Genomic DNA, 20861 nt, shown 5'->3' with positions numbered 1-20861 from the left:
GGTCACACTTCCTCGACGCTGCTCGGCTCACGACGGGAGAGGTCGATGCCGAGCTCCTCGGCCGCCCGGAAGACGTCCTCCTCGGCGTCGCGCATCTCGATGGCCGTGCCGTCCTGGCTCAGCACCTCGACGTTCAGGCACAGCGACTGCATCTCCTTGACGAGCACCTTGAACGACTCGGGGATGCCGGAGTCGGGGATGTTCTCGCCCTTGACGATCGCCTCGTAGACCTTGACGCGTCCGGGGACGTCGTCGGACTTGATCGTCAGCAGCTCCTGGAGGGCGTAGGCAGCGCCGTACGCCTCCATCGCCCAGACCTCCATCTCACCGAAGCGCTGGCCACCGAACTGGGCCTTACCGCCGAGCGGCTGCTGGGTGATCATGGAGTACGGCCCGGTCGAGCGCGCGTGGATCTTGTCGTCGACCAGGTGGTGGAGCTTGAGGATGTACATGTAGCCGACCGACACCGGGTCCGGGAACGGCTCGCCACTGCGGCCGTCGAAGAGCCGCGCCTTGCCGTTCTCGCCGACCAACCGGACGCCGTCGCGGTTGGGCCGGGCTGCGCTGAGCAGACCCGTGATCTCGTCCTCGCGCGCGCCGTCGAACACCGGGGTCGCGACCTTGGTGCCCGGCTCGGCGGAGTCGGCGTGGATCTTGATCAGACGCTGCTTCCAGTCGGCGTCGTCCTGGTCCTCGGAGAGGTTCAGGTCCCAGCCCTGCTTGGCCAGCCAGCCCAGGTGCAGCTCGAGGATCTGGCCGATGTTCATCCGGCGCGGGACACCGAGCGGGTTGAGCACCACGTCGACCGGGGTGCCGTCCTCGAGGAACGGCATGTCCTCGATCGGCAGGATCTTCGCGATGACGCCCTTGTTGCCGTGACGGCCCGCGAGCTTGTCACCCACCGAGATCTTGCGCTTCTGCGCGACGTAGACCCGGACCAGCTGGTTGACGCCCGGGGGCAGCTCGTCGCCGTCCTCGCGGTCGAAGACCCGGACGCCGATGACCGTGCCGGCCTCGCCGTGCGGGACCTTCATCGAGGTGTCGCGGACCTCGCGCGCCTTCTCGCCGAAGATCGCGCGCAGCAGCCGCTCCTCGGGCGTCAGCTCGGTCTCGCCCTTCGGGGTGACCTTGCCGACGAGGATGTCACCGGTGGTGACCTCGGCGCCGATGCGGATGATGCCGCGCTCGTCGAGGTCGGCGAGCATCTCCTCGGACACGTTCGGGATGTCGCGGGTGATCTCCTCCGGTCCCAGCTTGGTGTCGCGGGCGTCGACCTCGTGCTCCTCGATGTGGATCGAGGTGAGGACGTCCTCCTGCACCAGCCGCTGGCTGAGGATGATCGCGTCCTCGTAGTTGTGGCCGTGCCACGGCATGAAGGCGACGAGCAGGTTGCTGCCGAGCGCCATCTCGCCGTTGTCGGTGCACGGACCGTCGGCGATCGGCGTACCGACCTCGACGCGCTCGCCCTCGGCGACCAGCGGACGCTGGTTGATGGAGGTGCCCTGGTTGGAGCGGCTGAACTTCTGCATCCGGTAGGAGCGGTAGGTGCCGTCGTCCTGGGCGACCTCGATCAGGTCGGCCGAGACCTCCTTGACCACGCCGGGTGCGTCAGCGGTGACGACGTCACCGGCATCGACCGCGGCGCGGTACTCCATGCCGGTGCCGACCAGCGGGGAGTCGCTCTTGACGAGCGGGACCGCCTGGCGCTGCATGTTGGCGCCCATGAGCGCGCGGTTGGCGTCGTCGTGCTCGAGGAACGGGATGAGAGCCGTCGCGACCGACACCATCTGGCGCGGCGAGACGTCCATGTAGTCGACCTCGTCGCGCGGGATGTCGACGGTCTCACCACCGCGGGTGCGGACGAGCACCCGCTCCTCGGCGAAGCTGCCGTCGTCGGTCAGCGCGGCGTTGGCCTGCGCGATGACGAAGCGGTCCTCCTCGTCGGCGGTCAGGTAGTCGATGTCGTCGCTGACCTTGCCCTTGACCACGCGGCGGTACGGCGTCTCGATGAAGCCGAACGGGTTGATCCGGCCGAAGGTCGACAGCGAGCCGATCAGACCGATGTTGGGACCTTCGGGCGTCTCGATCGGGCACATGCGGCCGTAGTGCGACGGGTGGACGTCGCGGACCTCGAAGCCGGCGCGGTCGCGCGACAGACCACCGGGGCCGAGCGCGGAGAGCCGGCGCTTGTGGGTCAGGCCCGCGATCGGGTTGGTCTGGTCCATGAACTGCGACAGCTGCGAGGTTCCGAAGAACTCCTTCAGCGCCGCGGTGACGGGCCGGATGTTGATCAGTGACTGCGGCGTGATCGCCTCGACGTCCTGGGTGGTCATCCGCTCGCGGACCACGCGCTCCATCCGAGCCAGACCCGTGCGGAGCTGGTTCTGGATGAGCTCTCCGACCGTGCGCATACGGCGGTTGCCGAAGTGGTCGATGTCGTCGGCGCGGACCTCGATGGTGCCCGCCGGCGCCTCGACCTCGGTGCGCCCGTCGTGCAGCGCGACGATGAACCGGATCGTGGCGACGATGTCGTCCACGGTCAGGGTCTGCTGGTCGAAGGCTTCCTGCGTGCCGAGCTTCTTGTTGATCTTGTAACGACCGACCTTGGCCAGGTCGTAGCGCTTGGGGTTGAAGTAGTAGTTCTCCAACAGGGTCTGCGCGGCCTCCTCCGTGGGGGGCTCGCCCGGACGCAGCTTGCGGTAGATGTCGAGCAGGGCGTCGCGCTGGGTCTCGGTGTTGTCCTTCTCCAGCGTGAGCATCATCGACTCGTAGTCGCCGAACTCCTCACGGATCTGCTCGTTGGTCCAGCCGAGCGCCTTGAGCAGGACGGTGACGTTCTGCTTGCGCTTGCGGTCGAGACGGACGCCGACGATGTCGCGCTTGTCGATCTCGAACTCCAGCCACGCACCGCGCGACGGGATGATCTTGGAGGTGTAGATGTCCTTGTCGGACGTCTTGTCGGCCGAGCGCTCGAAGTAGACACCGGGCGACCGCACGAGCTGCGAGACGACGACGCGCTCCGTGCCGTTGATGATGAAGGTGCCCTTGTCGCTCATCAGGGGGAAGTCCCCCATGAAGACCGTCTGGCCCTTGATCTCGCCGGTGTCGTTGTTGGTGAACTCGGCGGAGACGTACAGCGGAGCGCAGTAGGTGAAGTCCTTCTCCTTGCACTCCTCGACGCTGTACTTCGGGTCGTAGAAGACCGGGTTCTCGAACGAGAGCGACATCGTCTCGGAGAAGTCCTCGATCGGCGAGATCTCCTCGAAGATCTCCTGCAGGCCCGACTTGGGGCTGACGTCCTCGCCCTCATCGGTCCGACGCTGCACCTCGGCCTGCCAGCGCTCGTTGCCGACCAACCAGTCGAAGCTGGTGGTCTGAAGAGCAAGGAGCTGGGGAACCTCGAGGGGTTCGGAGATCTTGGCGAAGGAGATGCGGCGGGGGTTGGTACGGTCGTTCTGGTTGCTGCGCGAGGCGGCCAAGAGGGGTCCTTCCGGGCTTCGCAATCTCAAGATCGCGCCGCCCCCCGCACATCAGCCACCAGGCAGGCGATGATCATCTGAGGGCAGACGCAAGGATCCATGCTAACGCATGGACGCGACGAATTCCACCACCCCCCGGATTGCCAGGTCACGACCGGAGCGGGCTCCACGGTCGCCACCCGGCACAGGGATGATCAGTGGCACCGATCATCGCGCCCGACCCCGGCCAGGTCAAGCACCGTGGCCGGCGGGGCGCCTCAGTAGGACTCGATGTCGTCGACCAGCCAGGTGCCGTCGCGCTCGACCATCGTGAACCGCACCCGGTTGAGCGCCGTGGTCGGCTGGCCGTCGTTGGCCTTGCTCGTGGTGACCTGGTTGACGTAGAGGAGCACCTCGGCGCGACCCGGCTCCGCGCGGATGACACCGGTCTCCAGCACCTCGGCGACCACGGTCGCCTCCGTCTGGCTCGCGGTGTCGGCGATGACCGAGTCCATCGTCTCGACGTAGTCGTCGCGGTAGTTGCCGGTGAAGTACTTCACCCCGGCGTCGCGGTCTGCCGCGAGCGTGTCGTGGCTGTAGGCCAGCACCGCCTCGGCGGCCTCGGCCGCGACGGCGGGGGCGACCCGACGGGCGTCCTCGACCTGCGCCGCCTCGCTCGCCTGCATGCGCAGCCAAACGGCGGTGCCGGCGGCCAGCACGGCCAGCACCACCACGACGGCCACCATGAGCCGCGGCGGTCCCGAGCGTACGGCGGACCCCGCCGCGACGGGCTCCCCCGCCGGCTCCGGCTCGGGTGCCGGCTCGGGTGCCGGCTCCGGCGTCGGACGCGCCGTGAGGCCGGCGTCGTACTCCGCTCGCCGGGCCGGGTCGAGCAGGACCTCGGCCGCGGTGTTGAAGAGGGTGAACTGCGCGGACCCCTCCCCCGGGTCGTAGCGGTCGATCGCGGCGCGCCAGGCGGCCTTGATCTGCTGCGGGTCGGCGTCGCGGGACACGCCCAGCACGTCGTAGTAGGTCAGCTCGGGTGGGGTCACTGGTCGTCCTTGCTCGCTCGGCCCAGCCTCGTCGATGCGACTCACTGGACCGGCACGAAGTCGTCGACGAGCCAGTCGCCGTCGACCTTGGCCAACGTGATCTTCCACCGGAAGTGCCGGTTGAGCTGGTCGAACACGGTGGTGACGGCGGCGTCGGCGACGACGAGGACCTCGGCGGAGTCGGGGTCGATGGAGGAGACCCCGGAGACCAGGATCTCTCCCTGCGAGGTCATCTTCGCCTCGTCGACCTGGGTGACGATGTCCTCCATCGCCTGGTCGAACTCGGCGCGGAACTTCGTGGTCAGGAGCTCACCCACGGTGTCGCGGTACTGATCGATCGAGTCCGCGTCGTAGTTGTTGACCTCGGCGGTGAACTGCTCGGCGACCCGGATCACGGCGGTGCGCTCCTGGGACTCGCTGCGCGCGTCGGACCAGGTGCGAGCCGAGGTCGCGCTGACGACCAGTCCGGCGACCAGGACGGCCAGGGCGACGAACAGCACGATCCAGCCCGCCCGGCCCCCGCGTCGAGGCGTGGCGTTGTGCGGCAAGGTCACTCCCCAGCGGTCAGCGGTCCGAGGAGCAGCCACTTCCAGGAGTCCTCCCCGTATGCCGCACGGGCGCCGCCTCGGTAGGTCACGTCGGCGTCGGGGTCCTTGTCGGTGAACTGCAGCTCTTTGGTGGCGCCATCGTAGGTGGCGATCACCGGAGCCCGGTTGCTGCTCCCCCGCACGGTCGACTGCTGACCGGCGCGCGGGGCGTTCTGGGCACCCCGGGCGTTGGACTTGGAGGCGGGCTCGGTGCAGCGTGCCGTCTCGTTCATCGGCAGGTCGGTCAGGTCCTGCGGGGCGCGGATCGGCGTGTCGTAGCCCTCGACGCAGACATGCGGGTCGGTGGTGAGGATCAGGCCGAAGTGGGCGTCGTACAAGCCGTCGCTGTTGGCCGACTTCGACACCACGGTGTAGCCGCCCGCGACGACGTAGGGATAGAGGATCAGCAGCTGACGGATGCCGGGGATGCGGGTCACCACGATCTCACCGGTCGTCACGAGGTTGTTGATCAGCTCGGCGAGGTCGACCTCGTTGCGCTCGAGGAAGGTGCGCAGCTGACGGGCAGTGGCGCTGCCCGACTCGATCACCGTGCGCAGGCTCGCGTCGCTGGCGACCAGGGTGTCGCTGAACAGACCCAGGTCACGGGAGAAGTCGCGGATCGCCGAGGCCGCGCCGAGCTGGGTGCGCAGCACCGTGTTGGAGTCGCGGATCAGGGCCGCGGTGGCCTCGAACCGGCGATCGGCCTCGCGCAGGAAAGAGTTGCCGGTGTCGATGATCTGCGACAGCGCCGGACCGGTGTCGGCGAAGGCGTCGCCGAACTCGGTGATGACGGTGCGCAGGTCTGCGTTGTCGACCGACTGGACGGTGTTGCTGAGGTCGGTGAGCAGCTTCGTCGTCGTGATCGGGATGGCGGTCTTCGCCAGCGGGATCTCGGCGCCGTCCTCGAGGAAGGGGCCCTCGTCGACCTCGGGCTGCAGGTCGACGTACTGCTCGCCCACCGCCGACTTGTTGGCGACGATCGCCCGCGTCTGTGCCGGGATCGGCTCGGTGCCCTTGTCGATGGCGAGGGTGACGTAGACCCCCTTGTCGGCGGCCTCCAGCTTGGCGACCTGACCGATGGTGACGCCGCGGTAGGCGACGGCGGCGTTGGTGAAGATGCCGCCGGAGTCCTCGAAGTGGGCGACCACCTCGAAGGTGCTGTCGTAGAAGAGCCGGTCGAGCTTGGCGTAGCGGCCGCCGATGAACGTCACGCCCACGACGGTGATGAGGACGAAGATCAGCAGCTGGACCTTCGTACGGCGGGTGATCATCGCGCACCCTCCTCGGTCGCGGGGAGTCCCTGGGTGAGCAGTCCGGTCAGGGCGGCGGCGCCGCTGCTGCGGGTCGCACTCCCGTCACCAGCCGCGGTCCCGCCGGGCGCAGGGCGGCACAGGATGCCCGGCAGCAGGCAGGAACGCTGCTCGCCATCGACCTGACCGCCACGACCGCCGAGCAGGTCACCCAGCAGCGGGATGTTGCCGAGCAGGCCGCCACCGCCGGTCGCGCCACCGCCGGCGCCGCCTGCGGCACCACCGTTCGTCCCGCCCGCACCCTGCCCCGGGCACAGCGCGGTGGTGAGGGGGCTGCGGGGGAACGCGGCGCACAGCTGCTTGAGCTGCTTGGGCTTCAGCGACTCGCACAGGGCGCTGTCGGCGTCGCCGCTGAGCAGGCAGCGCTGGATCGCGTTGAACGGCGACGCGTTGCCACCATCCTTGGCGCCGCCCCCGCCCAGGAGGTCGCCCACCACGGGCAGACCCCCCAGCTGCGGGATCGGCGGCAGCCCGGGGAGGGTCGGCAGCCCGTTGGCCAGGTCGACGTCCATCTGCACGGCGAGGTTGGTGTAGTCACCGATGTGCAGGTTGCGCGCCGCGGTGGGGTTGCGGCCGATCACCTCGTCGACGAACGGGTAGGTCCACAGGGTCGAGAGCGAGTCGGGCAGCGCCTGTCCGGCCTCGGCGAGCTTGGTCAGGACCGGGTCGAGGGCCCGTAGCGAGTCGACCGTGCCCTGCTTGGAGGTGCGGATGACCTCGACACTCGCGGCGCTCAGCTCGTCGAGCGCGCCGAGGACCTTCACCAGGTCGTCGCGCTGGCGGTCGATCGACGCAACGGCGTCGGGCAGCTCGTCGAGGGCGAGCTCGATCGAGCCGCGCTGCTCGTTGGCGACGATCGCCAGGTCGTTGAGCCGCTCGATCGCCTCGACGATCTCGCCGCGGCCCGCGTCGAGGCGCGTCATGAAGGTGTCGATGCGCGACAGCACCGACTTCACGGTGCCCTCGCGACCCTCCAGCGCGCTGTTGATCTCCTGGGAGATGGTGCGCAGCTGGGCGATGCCGCCGCCGTTGAGCACGAGCGACATGGCCCCGAAGACCTCCTCGACCTCGGGGTTGCGCCCCGTGCGCTCGAGGGGGATGACGTCCCCGTCGTCGAGGCGGCCCTCGCTCGCGCCGGTCGCCGGCGCCCGCAGGGAGACGAACTTCTCGCCGAGCAGGCTGGTCTGGCGGATCTCGGCCATGGCGTTGTCGGGCAGCTCGACGTCCTTGCGCAGCCGCACGGTCACCCGGGCCGTGTAGTCGTCGAGCTCCACCTCGTCGACCCGGCCGACGTTGACGTCGTCGACCTTGACGACCGACTGCGGCACCAGGTCCATCGCGTCGCGCAGCTGGACGGTGACCGTGATCGGGTCGTCCCCGAGGTCGGCCCCGCCGGGCAGCGGGATGTCGTACGGCGTGAAGCTGCACGAGGTCAGCACGGTCACGGCGGCGGCGAGGACGCCGACGAGCCGGGTACGGCGCAGGCGGGTCATCGGTCCCCTCCCAGGAGTCCGCCGAGGGTGCGGTCGACGCGCTCGACGTCGACCGGCGGTCGCGGCTCTTCGCCGGCGCCGGGGGCAGGCCGGTTGGCCGACCCGGCCGGAAGCAGGCCCTTGAGCAGGTCACAGCCCTGCTTGCCGCCGGGCAGCTGGAGCAGCAGCCCGCACAGGAACGCACCCGGGCCGGCCTGGATCTGGCCCAGCGCCTCGGTGATGTTGGCCCGGGTGTCGAGCGTGCCGGTTGCGGGGTTGTAGGTGTGGAAGAGGTTGTTGAGCGCCAACGGAGCGACGTCGAGGACCTCGGTGAGGGCGTCGCGCTGCTTGACCAGGATGCGGCTCAGGCGCTTGAGGCCGGTGATGTTCTCGCGCAGGACGCCGCGGTTCTCCCGCACGAAGGTGCCGACCTCGCCGAGGGCGACGCCGAGGTTGTCGAGCGCGGTGGCCAGGTCCTCACGCTCCCCCTCGAGCAGGTCGGCTGCGCCGGCCAGGCTCTGGTTGAACGCCCGGACGGTGTCGTCGTTCTCGGCCAGCACGCCCACGAACTCGCCGAGCTCGTCGACGGTGCCGAAGAGCGCGTCCTTGTTGTCATCGAGCGTGCCGGTCAGCTGACCGAGGTTGCGGATCGTCTCGTTGAACTGCTTGCCCTGCCCGCCGAAGTTGCGCGCGGTCGCGTCGAGCAGCCGGCTCAGCGCCCCGTCGGCGTTGGCGCCCTCGGGTCCGAGGGCGACGGTCAGGTCGTCGATGCTCTGGTAGATCTCGTCGAGCTCGAGGGGGACCGCCGTCCGCGTCGCGTCGAGGCGGGCGCCGTCGACCAGCTTCTCCCCGCCGGTGTAGGCCGGGGTGAGCTGGACGTAGCGGTCCCCGACGATCGCCGGGGTCACGATGACGGCCTGCGCGTCGGCGGGGACAGGGTGCTTGCCGTCGACCCACAGCCGCACCTCGACCTGGGTGCCCTTCGGCGTGACCTTCTCGACCTGGCCGACCGGGACGCCGAGGATGCGCACGTCGGAGCCTTCGTAGAGCGACACGGTCCGGGGGAAGGACGCGGTGACGTAGGTGCGGTCGCCGTTGCCGAACAGCGTGAGGGCGGCGGCGACGACGAGGGCGAGCACCACCCCGACCGAGAGCAGGCGGGTGACGGTGGACGCGGCGGTGGCGCCGGTGGACGACTGGCTCACTGGTCCCTCCTTCCGCCGATGCCGTTGAGGATGCCCGGCAGCTCCGGGATGCCGTCGGAGAAGTCCGGGATCGGGTAGAGGAGGTTCTGGATGTAGGTGTCGAACCACGGCCCGGTGCCGAGCGTGTTGGCGAAGACGCGGTAGAACGGCGCCATCAGTCGCAGTGAGTTGTCGAGGTTCGCCTGGTTGCGGTTGAGCACGTCGACGACGTTGTCGAGGTGCTGCAGCGCCGGCTTGAGGTCCGCGCGACTCTGCCGGACCAGGGCGGTGAGCTCCTGGGAGAGCCGCGCGGTCGAGCGCAGCAGGTTGCTGATCGACTGCCGGCGCGCGACCAGGGCCTGGAACAGCACGTCTCCGTCGCGCATCAGCGTGACGATGTCCTGGTTGCGGTCCGCGAGCACGCCGGTGACGTTGCGGGTGTTCTGCAACAGCGTGGCGAGCTGCTCGTCGCGGGCCGCGATGTTGGCCGACAGGCGGGAGACGCCGTCGAGCGCCTCGCGGAACTCCTCCGGGGTGTTGTCGGTGAGCTCGGCGAGCGTGTCGAGGGCGCCGGCGAGCTGCTCGGTGTCGATGGCCTCGGAGGTCTCGGCCAGTCCCTCGAAGGCGTCCACCACGTCGTACGGCGGAGTCGTGCGGTCGGTCGGGATGGTGGCACCGGCGGTGAGCTCGCCCTCGCCCCGTGGCACCAGCGCGACGTAGAGCGCACCCAGCAGGGTGCGGATCTTGATCTCGGCGCCGGTGCGCTCCCCGAGATCGACGTCCTCGGTGATGAGCAGCTCGGCGACGACCTTGTCGCCGTCGAGCTCGACCGACTTGACCTTGCCGACCCGGACGCCGGCGACGCGTACCTCGTCGTTGGCCTTCAGTCCGCCGCTCTCGGTGAACTCGGCGTAGTAGGTGTCGCCGCCCCCGATCAGCGGCAGGCTGTCGGCGCGGAAGGCGGCCAGCAGCAGCGCGGCGATGACCGCGATGCTCACGGCGCCGATGATGACGGGGTTGCGGTCACGGAACGGGACGCTCATGGCAGGTCACACCTCCCCGTGCCGACGGAGTAGTCGAGCAGGCTCACCGTGCCGACCGGCTTGGGCAGCCGGACGGTCGCCTCGAAGTTGCACAGGTAGAAGTTGAACCAGGAGCCGTAGATCGCGGTCCGTCCGATCTTGCGCAGCTTGATGGGCAGGATCTGGGTCGCGCGGTCGATCTCGGCGCGGTTGCGGTCGAGGGTGCCGGCGACCTTGCGCAGCTCCTTGATGTCCTTGACGAACGGCTCGCGGATGCCGCCGATCAGGCCGGAGGTCTCCACCGCGAGCTCGGAGATGCTGTCGAGCGGGCCGAGGATGGCCTCGCGGTCCTGGGCGAGACCGCCGATGAACTCGCGCAGCCGCACGATCAGCGAGGAGAGCTCGTCGTCGCGGTCGCCGATGGTCTCCATCACCTCGTTGAGGTTGACCAGCAGGTCACCGATCACCTCGTCGCGGTCGGCCAGCGTGCTGGTCACCGACGCGGTGCGGTCGAGCAGGCTCTCCAGGGTGCCGGACTCGCCCTGGAAGACCGAGATGATCTCGAAGGAGAGCTTGTTGATGTCCTCGGGCGTCAGCGCCTCGAACAACGGTCGGAACCCGTTGAACAGCACCGACAGGTCGAGCGCGGGCGCGGTCCGGTCGATCGGGATGGTCGCGCCCTCCTCGAGCGGGGTGCTGGCGCCGGTGCCGCGGGTGAGGGCGATGTAGCGCTGACCGACGAGGTTGCGGAACCGGATGGTGGCCTCGGTGCTCTCGGTGACCGGCGCATCCACGTCGACGTCGAAGCTCACCAGCGCACGATCCCGTTCGACGATCTCGACGTCGCGCACGCTGCCGACCTTCACGCCGGCGATGCGGACGTCGTCGCCGGCGACCACGCCGGTGGCGTCGCTGAACACCGCCTGCATCCGGCGGCTGTCGCCGAAGCTCAGGTTGCCGACGACGACGACGAGCATGCCGGTCGCCAGGGTCGTCACGACCAGGAAGATCGCGAGCTTGACGCTGGCCCCGACGGTCGCCGCGTCGAGGGTGGGACGCCTCATCGCAGGCTCACCTCCGTCCCGCGGGCGAGCGGCGCGAACAGCAGGCTGGCGATCGCGGGCACCTCGTCGTAGGAGCGACCCAGCACCGGGCCGAGGACCGTGCCGACGACCTCCTGCTCGGCGCGGCTGCCCGCGTAGCCCGAGCTGAGGTCGATGCCGGGGACGTCGAGTCCCTCAGGAGCGACCCGGTTGGGCGACACGCCCTTGCCGGTCGGGCTGTCCACGCCGTCGGCGAGCTCGGGCACGAGCCGCTGCGGCGGGAGATTGTCCTGGCCCCAGGTGTCGTTCATCGCCCGGCGGCAGTCGCCGAGGATGCTGTCCGGAGCCCGGTCCTCGGCGTAGCGCGGCAGGTCGGCGGTCGAGTAGCCACGCGGCTGGGCGGGCAGCAGCTCGAGGTTGATGTGCAGCGTGTGTCCGCGGAAGGCCTCGGCCTGGCGCGGAGCGATCTTGGCCATCGCCTCGAGGAAGCACGGGTAGATCGGCGCCTGCTTGGCGAAGACCGGAAGGATCTGCTGGCCCTGGTCGGCGAGGCGGATGATGTTCTGCCCGTTGGCCTCGACGAAGTCGCGGGTCGTGCCGGAGAAGGCGGTGACCTCGCTGAACAACGCGGTGATCCGCTGCTCCTTCTCCTGGAACGTCGCGCCGGTGGTGACGGCATTGCGCAGGGTGCGCGCGATGTCCGGGAGCACCTCGCCGTAGACCTGGGACACCTGCGACAGCTGGCGCAGGTCGTCGACCAAAGTCGGGATCTGGGGGTTGAACCGCGCGAGGTAGGAGTCGAGGACCTCGAGGTTCTCGCCGAGCTGGTCGCCGCGGCCCTCGAGGGCGGTCGAGATGGCAGTCAGCGCCCGGTTGAGCAGCTGGGGCTGGAGCGTCTCCAGGAGCGGGTAGAGGTCGGAGAGCACCTGCTCGACCTCGATGGCCACCTCCGCCTGCTCGATGACCGCACCGGGTTCGATCGCGGTCGTGACCACGCCGCTGGGTGCGTCGAGGGCGACGTACTTCTCGCCGAACAGGGTCTTGGGCAGGATCCGCGCGGTCACGTCGGCCGGGACCTGGTCGCGCTGCGCGGGGTAGAGCCCGAGCACCAGCTCGGCCCCGTTGCCGGTGCTGGAGATCTCCCGCACCTCGCCCACGATCACGCCGCGGAACTTCACGTCGGCGCGGGTGGGCAGCTGCAGTCCGAGCTTCGAGGAGCGCAGCGTGATCTCGTCGTAGGAGACGAACGTCTTGGAGAACACGGCGTACGTCGTCCACACGAACCCGAGGATGAGGGCGATGGACACCAGCCCCAGTGCGCGCTTGGCGAGGGTCGACTTCATGCCTCAGCCCGCCAGTCTCACGGTCGTGGTGGTGCCCCAGATCGCCATCGACAAGAACAGGTCGATCACGTTGACCGCGACGATCGAGGTCCGCACCGCACGGCCCACCGCCACGCCGACGCCGGCGGGACCGCCGCTGGCGTAGTAGCCGTAGTAGCAGTGGATGAGGATGATGACGACCGCGAACACCAGCACCTTCGCCAGGGACCAGAGCACGTCCCCTGGTGGCAGGAACTGGTTGAAGTAGTGGTCGAACGTGCCGGCACTTTGGCCATAGAACTGGGTCACCGTCAGGCGCGTGGCGAAGTACGACGACAGCAGGCCGACGACGTAGAGCGGGACGATCGCGATCAGACCGGCGATGATGCGGGTGGTCACGAGGAACGGCATCGACGGCACGGCCATCACCTCGAGCGCGTCGACCTCCTCCGAGATCCGCATGGCGCCGAGCTGGGCGGTGAAGCCGCACCCGACGGTCGCGGCCAGACCGATGCCGGCCACGAGCGGCGCGATCTCGCGGGTGTTGAAGTAGGCCGAGACGAAGCCGGCGAACGCGGCGGTGCCGATCTGGTCGAGGGCGGCGTACCCCTGCAGACCCACCTCGGTGCCGGTGAAGAAGGTCAGGCCGACGATGACGCCGATGGTGCCACCGATGACGGCCAACGCCCCCGAGCCGAGGGTCACCTCGGCCAGCAGCCGCAGGACCTCCTTCTTGTAGCGCACCAGGGCGCGCGGCGTCCACGCCAGCGCGCGGATGTAGAACCACAGCTGGTCGCCGAGACGGTCGAGCAGGGCGAGCGGACGCTGCGTCACGCCCCGCAGGGTGGAACCGAGGTCTGCCATCGACTCCCCCCTCATCCTGTCTTCGGTGGGACGAGCTGCAGGTAGATCGCGCTCATCACGAAGTTGACGACGAACAACAGCAGGAAGGTGATCACGACCGACTCGTTGACCGCGTCACCGACCCCCTTGGGGCCACCCTTGGCGTTCATGCCCTTGTAGCACGCCACGATCGCCGCGATCATGCCGAACACCAGCGCCTTCGCGAGTCCCTGCCAGACGTCGGAGAGCTGGGCGAGCGCGGTGAACGAGGCGAGGTAGGCGCCGGGTGTGCCCTCCTGCAGGATCACGTTGAAGAAGTAGCCACCGATGACGCCTACGACGCTCACCAGGCCGTTGAGGAACACCGCGACCAGCATGCAGGCCAGCACCCGCGGCACCACCAGCCGCTGGATCGGGTCGATGCCGAGCACCATCATCGCGTCGAGCTCTTCGCGGATCTTGCGCGCACCCAGGTCGGCGGCGATCGCCGACCCCCCGGCACCGGCGACCAGCAGTGCGGTCGCGATCGGCCCGGCGTTGCGGACCACCGCGAGCACCGACGCCGATCCCGTGAACGACTGGGCCCCGAACTGCTGGATCAGACCACCTACCTGGAGCGCGATCACCGCACCGAACGGGATCGCGACCAGGGCCGTGGGCACGATCGTGACCGAGGCGATGAACCAGGCCTGCTGGAGGAACTCCCGCAGCTGGAAGGGTCGCCGGAACAGGTTGCGCAGGACGTCGAGCGCGAAGGCGAACAACGACCCGGCGGTCCCGAGCGGGGCGAGCGCGCGGCTCGCCGTGAGTGTGGCCATGGTGTGGGGAGTGGGGTGGGGTCAGGCGCCGGGCGCGAGGGACATGTTGGCCTGGAAGGATCCAGGGGGTGGCGTCACGCCGTTGGCACGGCACCACTCACCGGGCTCGCGCTGCGAGCGACGGCGGATGCCGCTGGACGGCTCCAGCTGCAGCGGAATCGGCGGGAGCGGCGGCATCTCGAGGTCGCGCTCGGCCTCGAGCTCGTCGGCGTCCTTCTCCTCGCTCATCCCGATCGGACCGACGGTCTGGGCATTGAGGAACTGCCGGACGACCGGCTCTTCAGAGCTGAGCAGCATCTCGCGCGGCCCGAACATCGCCAGGTGCTTGTGGTAGAGCAGCCCGATGTTGTCGGGGACCGTGCGCGCGGTGTTGACGTCGTGGGTCACGATGAGGAAGGTCGCGTCGATCTGGGCGTTGAGGTCGATGAAGAGCTGGTTGATGAACGACGTGCGGACCGGGTCGAGGCCGGAGTCGGGCTCGTCGATGAGCAGGATCTCGGGGTCGAGCACGAGTGCGCGCGCGAGTCCGGCCCGCTTGCGCATGCCGCCGGAGATCTCGCCCGGGAGCTTGTCCTCGGCGCCGATGAGGCCGACGAGCTCCATCTTCTCCATCACGATGCCGCGGATGTCGGACTCGGACTTCTTGGTGTGCTCGCGCAACGGGAACGCGACGTTGTCGTAGAGGTTCATGGATCCGAACATCGCGCCGTCCTGGAACAGCACGCCGAAGAGCTTGCGGATCTCGTAGAGGTCCTTCTCCGAGCAGGAGGCGATGTCGAGACCCTCGATCACGATGGAGCCCTCGTCGGGCTTCAGCAGTCCGATGAGCGCCTTGAGGAAGACCGACTTGCCGGTGCCCGAGGGGCCGAGCATGACCGACACCTCGCCGGCCGGGATCGTGAGGGACACGTCCTTCCAGATCAGCTGCCTGCCGAAGCTCTTGGTGAGGTGCTCGACCTTGATCTCCACGCCCACGGGCGCACCCTCCCTCTTTCACGGCTTGCCACCTGTAGGCACGACTCTCATACCAACGAGTAGCCCGGGGCTAAGTTACGCGGGTCACTCCTCATCCGTCACCCTTCCCGGGGGTGCGTCACCGAGCTGTGACCTGCGGCGGGAGACGCCGACGGCCGCCCTCCCCCGAGGGGGAGAGCGGCCGTCGTACGAGAACAGGTGCGGTCAGCGAGCCGACCGCGACCGCGTCACTTGAGGGTGACGGTGGCCCCGGCGCCCTCGAGGGCCTCCTTGGCCTTCTCCGCAGCGTCCTTCGCAACCTTCTCGAGGATCGCCTTGGGGGCGCTCTCGACCAGCTCCTTGGCCTCCTTCAGGCCGAGGCTGGTGAGGGCGCGCACCTCCTTGATGACGTTGATCTTCTTGTCGCCGGCAGCCTCGAGGACGACGTCGAACTCGTCCTGCTCGGCGGCCTCGGCCGCGTCGCCGCCGCCACCGGCGGCCGGAGCCGCGGCAACTGCAACGGGGGCAGCGGCGGTGACGCCGAAGGCGTCCTCGAACTGCTTCACGAACTCGCTCAGCTCCAGGAGGGTCATCTCCTTGAACGCGTCGAGCAGCTCGTCGGTGGTGAGCTTCGCCATGGTGGCGGTTCCTTCCGTCTGGTTCTGACTAGTGGTGCGTGCTGGTCGTGCAGGTGAGGCTCAGGCCTCGGTCGACTCCTCGGCGGGTGCGTCGTCGGACGCCTCCGCTGCAGGGGTCTCGTCGGTCGTCTCCGCGGGAGCGGTCTCCTCGGCCGGTGCCGCAGCAGCCGGCTCTCCGGCACCGCCGGCGAGGATCGAGGGGTCCTGCTCTGCCTTCGCCTGCAGGGCGCCGGCGAGCCGGGCAGCCTGTGCGAGCGGGGCGTTGAGCAGGTAGACGGCCTGGCTGAGCGAAGCGAGCATCCCACCCGCGAGCTTCGCGAGGAGGACCTCACGCGACTCGAGGTCGGCCAGCTTCGCGATCTCCGCTGCGTCGAGCGTCTTCCCCTCGAGGAAGCCGCCCTTGATGACGAGGGAGGGGTTGGCCTTGGCAAAGTCACGCAGACCCTTGGCCGCCTCGACGACATCGCCGTTGATGAAGGCGATGGCGGTCGGGCCGACCAGCAGGTCGTCGACACCGTCGACGCCCGCCTGCTCGGCGGCGATCTTGGTGAGCGTGTTCTTGACCACGGCGTAGGAGGCGTTCTCGCCGAGAGCTCGCCGCAGTTCCTGCAGCTGCTTGACGGTGAGACCGCGGTACTCGGTCAGCACGGCACCGGCGGATTCCGTGAACGAGTCCACGATCTCCGCGACGCCTGCTGCCTTGTCTGGCCGCGCCATGGGTCTCCTTCCGTACCTGTCTGACGAGACCGTCCGGAGAAGACGAAAAACGCCCCGACGCAGGCGTCAGGGCGTGGGGGCTGCGCACCCGGAGGCACACGGCGTACTCACTCTCTGGCTCCTGCGCAGGTCGCCCGCTCGCGAGCGGGACCTTCTGTCTGTGTCACCCAGGGGGCGACGTCGACGACCGGCGGTCTCTGGTTCCAGCGGTGAACGATACGGCGGTTGGCCACCAGGACCAAATCGGCCGCCCCCGGAACGCGAGAGCCCCCGCCGGACCAGGTCCGGCGGGGGCTCGCAGCGGGCGTACGACGCGGGCTCAGGCCTCGTCGTCGCTCGCGACGTTGCGGGTGCGGTTCGGGTCGACCTGGACGCCGGGGCCCATGGTGGTCGAGACCGTGATCTTCTTGATGTAGCGACCCTTGGAGCTGGCCGGCTTGAGCCGCAGCACCTCCTCGAGGGCGGCGGCGTAGTTCTCCGCGAGCTGAGTCTCGGAGAACGACGCCTTGCCGATGATGAAGTGCAGGTTGGCGTGCCGGTCGACGCGGAACTCGATCTTGCCGCCCTTGATGTCCGTGACGGCCTTGGCGACGTCGGGGGTCACCGTGCCGGTCTTCGGGTTGGGCATGAGGCCGCGGGGGCCGAGGACGCGGCCGAGGCGACCGACCTTGCCCATCATGTCGGGGGTCGCGACGACGGCGTCGAAGTCGAGCCACCCGCCGGCGACCTTCTCGATCAGCTCGTCGCCGCCGACGATGTCGGCGCCGGCCTCACGCGCCGCCTCCGCCTTCTCGGCGTTGGCGAACACCAGTACCTTGGCGGTCTTGCCGGTGCCGTGGGGCAGGTTGACGGTGCCGCGGACCATCTGGTCGGCCTTGCGCGGGTCGACGCCGAGACGCATGGCCACGTCGACGGTCTCGTCGAACTTCTTCTTGCTGCCGGCCTTGGCGAGGCGGACGGCGGCGAGGGGGCTGTAGAGCTCGTCGCCGTCGATGCCCTCGGCGGCTGCTCGGTAGGTCTTGCTGCGCTGCATGATCTGGTCTCTCTTCTTCCAGGTGTGGTGCGGGCCAGCGCGGCCCTTCCACAGGTGCGGGTCGGTGCGGCGGTGGATCAGTCGGTCGTGACGCCCATGGAGCGGGCGGTGCCCTCGACGATCTTCATCGCGGCCTCGACGTCGTTGGCGTTGAGGTCGGGGAGCTTGGTGGTGGCGATCTCGCGGATCTGGTCCTTGGTCAGCTTGCCGACCTTGTCGGTGTGCGGGACACCGGAGCCCTTGGACAGACCAGCAGCCTTCTTGATCAGCTCCGCGGCCGGCGGGGTCTTGGTGATGAAGTCGAACGTCCGGTCCTCGTAGATGGTGATCTCGACGGGGATGACGTTGCCGCGCATGGCTTCGGTCTGGGCGTTGTAGGCCTTGCAGAAGTCCATGATGTTGACGCCGTGCGGGCCGAGGGCCGTACCGACAGGCGGGGCGGGCGTTGCCGCGCCGGCCTGCAGCTGCACCTTGACCAGTGCGGCGATCTTCTTCTTGGGGGGCATGTGCTTCTTCTTTCTCTCACGTGGTCCTGACGGGGGTCGATCCCCCTGCCACTTCGTGTTGCCTGGTGGTGCTGTCCTTGCGGACGGTGGTGCTGGTGGGCGGTTTGCTCACCGGGTCTCGATACGCGTCACGGTGCGCCTTGCTTCGCTGCGGCGCTCCGTCGACGCTACTCGACCTCCCACGCTTTGCCTGACCCTCGCTGCGCTCGGGTCAGACGCGTTGGATCTGGCTGAAGGAGAGCTCGACCGGGGTCTCCCGGCCGAAGATCTCCACCAGGGCCTTGACGCGCTGGGTGTCGGCGTTGATCTCGGTGATGGTCGCGTGCAGCGTCGCGAACGGGCCGTCGACGACCATGACCGAGTCGGAGACGTCGAAGTCGGCGACCTCGACGGGCTTCTGGTTCGGCACGGCACCACCGGCGGCGCGCTGCTCCGGCGTGGCGGCGGCCTCGGCGGCGGCGACCACCGACGGGGCGAGCATGTTCTCGACCTCGGCGAGGCTCAGCGGCACCGGCTGGTGGCTGTGGCCGACGAACCCGGTCACCGACGGGGTGTGCCGCACGGCGGCCCAGGACTCGTCGGTGAGGTCCATGCGGACCAGGACGTAGCCGGGGAGGACGGTGCGCTTGACCAGCTTGCGCTGGCCGTTCTTGATCTCCGCGACCTCCTCGGTGGGGACCACGACCTCGTGGATGTAGTCCTCCATGTTCAGCGAGGTGATGCGGTTCTCGAGGTTCGCCTTCACCCTGTTCTCCATGCCGGAGTAGGTGTGGATCACGAACCAGTCGCCGGGCTTGGCCCAGAGCGCGTCGCGGAACTCCTCGAGCGGGTCGACCGGTCCGTCGTCGACGGAGTCCTCGGTCTCGGCCGGGTCCTCGTCGGCAACCTCGGTCTCGCCGATCTCGGCCGGAGCCTCCTCGGCGGGCGCGTCGGCGTCGGCCGAGGCAGCGCTCAGCTCGTCGACCTCGGCCTGCGGCTGGTCGAGCTGATCGTCTGAGTGCGGCACGTCGGACACGTCGTTGTCACCTTCGTTCGTCTTGCGGGGTCTCGGCCGGCGCCGGGCGCCGGGCCGATGGTCCTCGGCTGGGTCAGCCGAAGATCCAGAACGCCATCCGGCCGAAGCCGAGGTCCAGGAGCGACACGATCGCCATCACCACGACGACGAAGACCATCGTCACGATGAAGTAGGTGACCAGCTGGTTCTGGGTCGGCCAGACCACCTTGCGGAGCTCGGCGACGACCTGGCGGTAGAACGTGACCGGGTTGGTGCGCTTCTTCCCGTCGGAGGACGGGATCGGTCGGCTCTCCGACACTCCTGCCACCTCTCCTGTGTCGCGCACTGCGCGCACGTCGTTGCTGCTTCGTCGCTGCTGGGTCGTTCCTGCGGTTCTCGCAGGGCACGAGGGACTTGAACCCCCAACCTTCGGTTTTGGAGACCGATGCTCTGCCAGTTGAGCTAGTGCCCTCCGGCGTCGTGCGGGCATGCCGAAGCATGGGCCGAAGACACCGAGGAAGGAGTCTACGGGGAGCTCCCAGCCAAAGTCGAACCGAACCGGTTCGCGCCCGCGCGCCGCGCTCTGGAACGATAGCCGGCGTGAGTGAGTCCCCTGCCCGTCCCGACGGTCCCCTGTCCGCCCTCCCCGCTGCGGAGCTGACGGCCTTCCACCGCGCCCAGGAGGCGGCGTACGCCGAGCTGCGCGCCGCCGGCCTCAAGCTGGACCTCACGCGCGGCAAGCCGGCCGCCGCCCAGCTCGACCTGTCGGACGGGCTTTTGACGCTGCCGCGCGGGACGACCGACTCCGGCGGCACCGACGTGCGCAACTACGGCGGGCTCGAGGGGCTGCGCGACCTGCGCGCGATCTTCGCCGAGCTCCTCGGCACCCCGGTCGAGCAGCTGGTCGCCGGCGACAACTCCAGCCTCGTGATGATGCGCTCGGTGCTCAGCTACCTGTGGCTGCACGGCGGCGTGACGAGCGAGCGGCCGTGGTCGGCCGAGGAGAAGGTGACGTTCGTGTGCCCGGTGCCGGGCTACGACCGGCACTTCACGCTGCTGGACTGGTTCGGCATCGACACCGTGACCGTCCCGATGAACGACGACGGCCCGGACGCCGAGGCGATCGCCGAGCTCGTCGCGCACGACCCGACGATCAAGGGCATGTGGCTGGTGCCGACGTACGCCAACCCGACCGGCACCATCACCTCGCCGGCGGTCGCCGAGCGGCTCGCGTCGATGCCGACCGCCGCCCCGGACTTCACCATCTTCTGGGACAACGCCTACGCGCTGCACCACCTCACCGAGGAGGAGACCGCCTCGGCCGACATCCTCGGGCTCGCCGAGGCCGCGGGGAACCCGCACCGGCCGATCGTGTTCGCCTCCACCTCCAAGATCACGTACGCCGGCGCGGGCGTGGGCTTCCTGGCCGCCTCGACCGACGTCGTGAAGTGGTACACCACTCATCTCGGCAAGGGCGCGATCGGACCCGACAAGGTCAACCACCTGCGCCACGCCCAGTTCTTCGGCTCCGCCGACGGCGTGCGCGCCCACATGGTCAAGCACCGCGAGCTGATCGCCCCGAAGTTCGACGCGGTCGACCGGATCCTCACCGAGCGGCTCGGTGGGCTCGGCGTCGCGGAGTGGAAGGTGCCCGTGGGCGGCTACTTCTTCAGCCTCGACGTGCTCGACGGCACGGCCGCGCGGGTCGTGCAGCTGGCCAGGGAGGCCGGCATCGCGCTGACCCCGGCCGGGGCGTCGTTCCCGAAGGGCCTCGACCCGCGCGACCGCAACATCCGGCTCGCGCCGACGTTCCCGCCGCCCGAGGAGGTCGCCCGCGCGATGGAGGGCGTCACCACGTGCGTGTTGCTCGCCGCTGCCGAGAAGCTGCTCGACGCGAACGGCTGAGGC

General features: G+C 69.2%; 19 protein-coding genes and 1 tRNA gene. 1 reads left to right on the top strand and 19 read right to left on the bottom strand.

Going from position 1 to position 20861, the window contains the following annotated elements:
• Positions 1-2: 2 nt before the first annotated feature.
• The 19 genes from rpoB to J2S59_RS08835 all read right to left on the bottom strand — a co-directional run bounded on the left by rpoB (position 3) and on the right by J2S59_RS08835 (position 19425).
• Entirely contained in the window at positions 3-3479 is a 3477-nt protein-coding gene (rpoB, locus tag J2S59_RS08925; RefSeq protein WP_181641456.1) for a DNA-directed RNA polymerase subunit beta, read from the bottom strand.
• A gap of 257 nt (positions 3480-3736) precedes the next feature.
• Entirely contained in the window at positions 3737-4510 is a 774-nt protein-coding gene (locus J2S59_RS08920; RefSeq protein WP_306825026.1) for a J domain-containing protein, read from the bottom strand.
• 41 nt (positions 4511-4551) lie between these two features.
• Positions 4552-5064: an Rv1363c family protein gene (locus J2S59_RS08915; RefSeq protein WP_068125267.1), complete on the bottom strand. Its 513-nt coding sequence runs from the start codon at positions 5062-5064 to the stop codon at positions 4552-4554.
• A complete protein-coding gene (locus J2S59_RS08910; RefSeq protein ID WP_306825025.1) occupies positions 5061-6368 on the bottom strand; it encodes an MCE family protein in 1308 nt (435 codons plus the stop codon). The genes J2S59_RS08915 and J2S59_RS08910 overlap by 4 nt, the downstream gene beginning before the upstream one ends.
• Complete coding sequence (locus J2S59_RS08905; RefSeq protein ID WP_306825024.1) at positions 6365-7900, bottom strand: MCE family protein; 1536 nt, start codon at positions 7898-7900, stop codon at positions 6365-6367. The genes J2S59_RS08910 and J2S59_RS08905 overlap by 4 nt, the downstream gene beginning before the upstream one ends.
• Entirely contained in the window at positions 7897-9084 is a 1188-nt protein-coding gene (locus J2S59_RS08900; RefSeq protein ID WP_306825023.1) for an MCE family protein, read from the bottom strand. Before J2S59_RS08900 ends, J2S59_RS08905 begins: the two co-directional genes overlap by 4 nt.
• Positions 9081-10106: an MCE family protein gene (locus J2S59_RS08895; protein WP_068116421.1), complete on the bottom strand. Its 1026-nt coding sequence runs from the start codon at positions 10104-10106 to the stop codon at positions 9081-9083. Before J2S59_RS08895 ends, J2S59_RS08900 begins: the two co-directional genes overlap by 4 nt.
• Positions 10103-11149 (bottom strand): MCE family protein, encoded by a 1047-nt coding sequence (locus J2S59_RS08890; RefSeq protein WP_068116419.1) that lies wholly within the window; start codon positions 11147-11149, stop codon positions 10103-10105. The genes J2S59_RS08895 and J2S59_RS08890 overlap by 4 nt, the downstream gene beginning before the upstream one ends.
• A complete protein-coding gene (locus J2S59_RS08885) occupies positions 11146-12471 on the bottom strand; it encodes an MCE family protein (RefSeq protein ID WP_068116416.1) in 1326 nt (441 codons plus the stop codon). Before J2S59_RS08885 ends, J2S59_RS08890 begins: the two co-directional genes overlap by 4 nt.
• Positions 12472-12474: 3 nt before the next feature.
• Positions 12475-13314: an MlaE family ABC transporter permease gene (locus J2S59_RS08880; protein ID WP_306825022.1), complete on the bottom strand. Its 840-nt coding sequence runs from the start codon at positions 13312-13314 to the stop codon at positions 12475-12477.
• Between the two features lie 11 nt (positions 13315-13325).
• Positions 13326-14111 (bottom strand): MlaE family ABC transporter permease, encoded by a 786-nt coding sequence (locus J2S59_RS08875; RefSeq protein ID WP_068121102.1) that lies wholly within the window; start codon positions 14109-14111, stop codon positions 13326-13328.
• A 21-nt stretch (positions 14112-14132) separates the two neighbouring features.
• Complete coding sequence (locus tag J2S59_RS08870; RefSeq protein WP_306825021.1) at positions 14133-15086, bottom strand: ABC transporter ATP-binding protein; 954 nt, start codon at positions 15084-15086, stop codon at positions 14133-14135.
• A 227-nt stretch (positions 15087-15313) separates the two neighbouring features.
• On the bottom strand, positions 15314-15703 hold the full coding sequence (gene rplL, locus J2S59_RS08865) for a 50S ribosomal protein L7/L12 (RefSeq protein WP_306825020.1): 390 nt from the start codon (positions 15701-15703) through the stop codon (positions 15314-15316).
• Positions 15704-15763: 60 nt separating this feature from the next.
• Positions 15764-16420 carry a 50S ribosomal protein L10 gene (gene rplJ / locus J2S59_RS08860; protein WP_068123567.1) on the bottom strand — a complete coding sequence of 219 codons (657 nt, stop codon included), beginning with the start codon at positions 16418-16420 and terminating at the stop codon, positions 15764-15766.
• A 319-nt stretch (positions 16421-16739) separates the two neighbouring features.
• A complete protein-coding gene (rplA, locus tag J2S59_RS08855) occupies positions 16740-17453 on the bottom strand; it encodes a 50S ribosomal protein L1 (RefSeq protein WP_220138569.1) in 714 nt (237 codons plus the stop codon).
• 77 nt (positions 17454-17530) lie between these two features.
• Positions 17531-17959 carry a 50S ribosomal protein L11 gene (gene rplK / locus J2S59_RS08850; protein ID WP_068123573.1) on the bottom strand — a complete coding sequence of 143 codons (429 nt, stop codon included), beginning with the start codon at positions 17957-17959 and terminating at the stop codon, positions 17531-17533.
• A 211-nt stretch (positions 17960-18170) separates the two neighbouring features.
• Positions 18171-18965: a transcription termination/antitermination protein NusG gene (gene nusG / locus J2S59_RS08845; protein ID WP_181642458.1), complete on the bottom strand. Its 795-nt coding sequence runs from the start codon at positions 18963-18965 to the stop codon at positions 18171-18173.
• Between the two features lie 82 nt (positions 18966-19047).
• Complete coding sequence (gene secE / locus J2S59_RS08840) at positions 19048-19272, bottom strand: preprotein translocase subunit SecE (RefSeq protein WP_068123578.1); 225 nt, start codon at positions 19270-19272, stop codon at positions 19048-19050.
• 80 nt (positions 19273-19352) lie between these two features.
• Positions 19353-19425: transfer RNA gene (locus J2S59_RS08835), tRNA-Trp, on the bottom strand.
• A 128-nt stretch (positions 19426-19553) separates the two neighbouring features.
• Here J2S59_RS08835 and J2S59_RS08830 point away from each other — a divergent pair.
• Positions 19554-20858 carry an aspartate aminotransferase type Ic gene (locus J2S59_RS08830; protein ID WP_246360531.1) on the top strand — a complete coding sequence of 435 codons (1305 nt, stop codon included), beginning with the start codon at positions 19554-19556 and terminating at the stop codon, positions 20856-20858.
• Positions 20859-20861 lie beyond the last annotated feature (3 nt).

Origin of the sequence: Nocardioides massiliensis (assembly GCF_030811215.1) — a bacterium.
GTDB lineage: Bacteria > Actinomycetota > Actinomycetes > Propionibacteriales > Nocardioidaceae > Nocardioides_A > Nocardioides_A massiliensis.
The sequence above is the reverse complement of the archived record's forward strand: the minus strand, read 5'-3'. Positions and strand labels throughout refer to the sequence as shown.

What these genes read in the sequence shown, in the direction of transcription:
- J2S59_RS08910 (WP_306825025.1), bottom strand. Translation starts at nt 6,368, where the DNA reads ATGATCACCCGCCGTACGAAGGTCCAGCTGCTGATCTTCGTCCTCATC.
- J2S59_RS08905 (WP_306825024.1), bottom strand. Translation starts at nt 7,900, where the DNA reads ATGACCCGCCTGCGCCGTACCCGGCTCGTCGGCGTCCTCGCCGCCGCC.
- J2S59_RS08895 (WP_068116421.1), bottom strand. Translation starts at nt 10,106, where the DNA reads ATGAGCGTCCCGTTCCGTGACCGCAACCCCGTCATCATCGGCGCCGTG.
- J2S59_RS08890 (WP_068116419.1), bottom strand. Translation starts at nt 11,149, where the DNA reads ATGAGGCGTCCCACCCTCGACGCGGCGACCGTCGGGGCCAGCGTCAAG.
- J2S59_RS08885 (WP_068116416.1), bottom strand. Translation starts at nt 12,471, where the DNA reads ATGAAGTCGACCCTCGCCAAGCGCGCACTGGGGCTGGTGTCCATCGCC.
- J2S59_RS08880 (WP_306825022.1), bottom strand. Translation starts at nt 13,314, where the DNA reads ATGGCAGACCTCGGTTCCACCCTGCGGGGCGTGACGCAGCGTCCGCTC.
- J2S59_RS08875 (WP_068121102.1), bottom strand. Translation starts at nt 14,111, where the DNA reads ATGGCCACACTCACGGCGAGCCGCGCGCTCGCCCCGCTCGGGACCGCC.
- rplL (WP_306825020.1), bottom strand. Translation starts at nt 15,703, where the DNA reads ATGGCGAAGCTCACCACCGACGAGCTGCTCGACGCGTTCAAGGAGATG.
- rplJ (WP_068123567.1), bottom strand. Translation starts at nt 16,420, where the DNA reads ATGGCGCGGCCAGACAAGGCAGCAGGCGTCGCGGAGATCGTGGACTCG.
- rplA (WP_220138569.1), bottom strand. Translation starts at nt 17,453, where the DNA reads ATGCAGCGCAGCAAGACCTACCGAGCAGCCGCCGAGGGCATCGACGGC.
- rplK (WP_068123573.1), bottom strand. Translation starts at nt 17,959, where the DNA reads ATGCCCCCCAAGAAGAAGATCGCCGCACTGGTCAAGGTGCAGCTGCAG.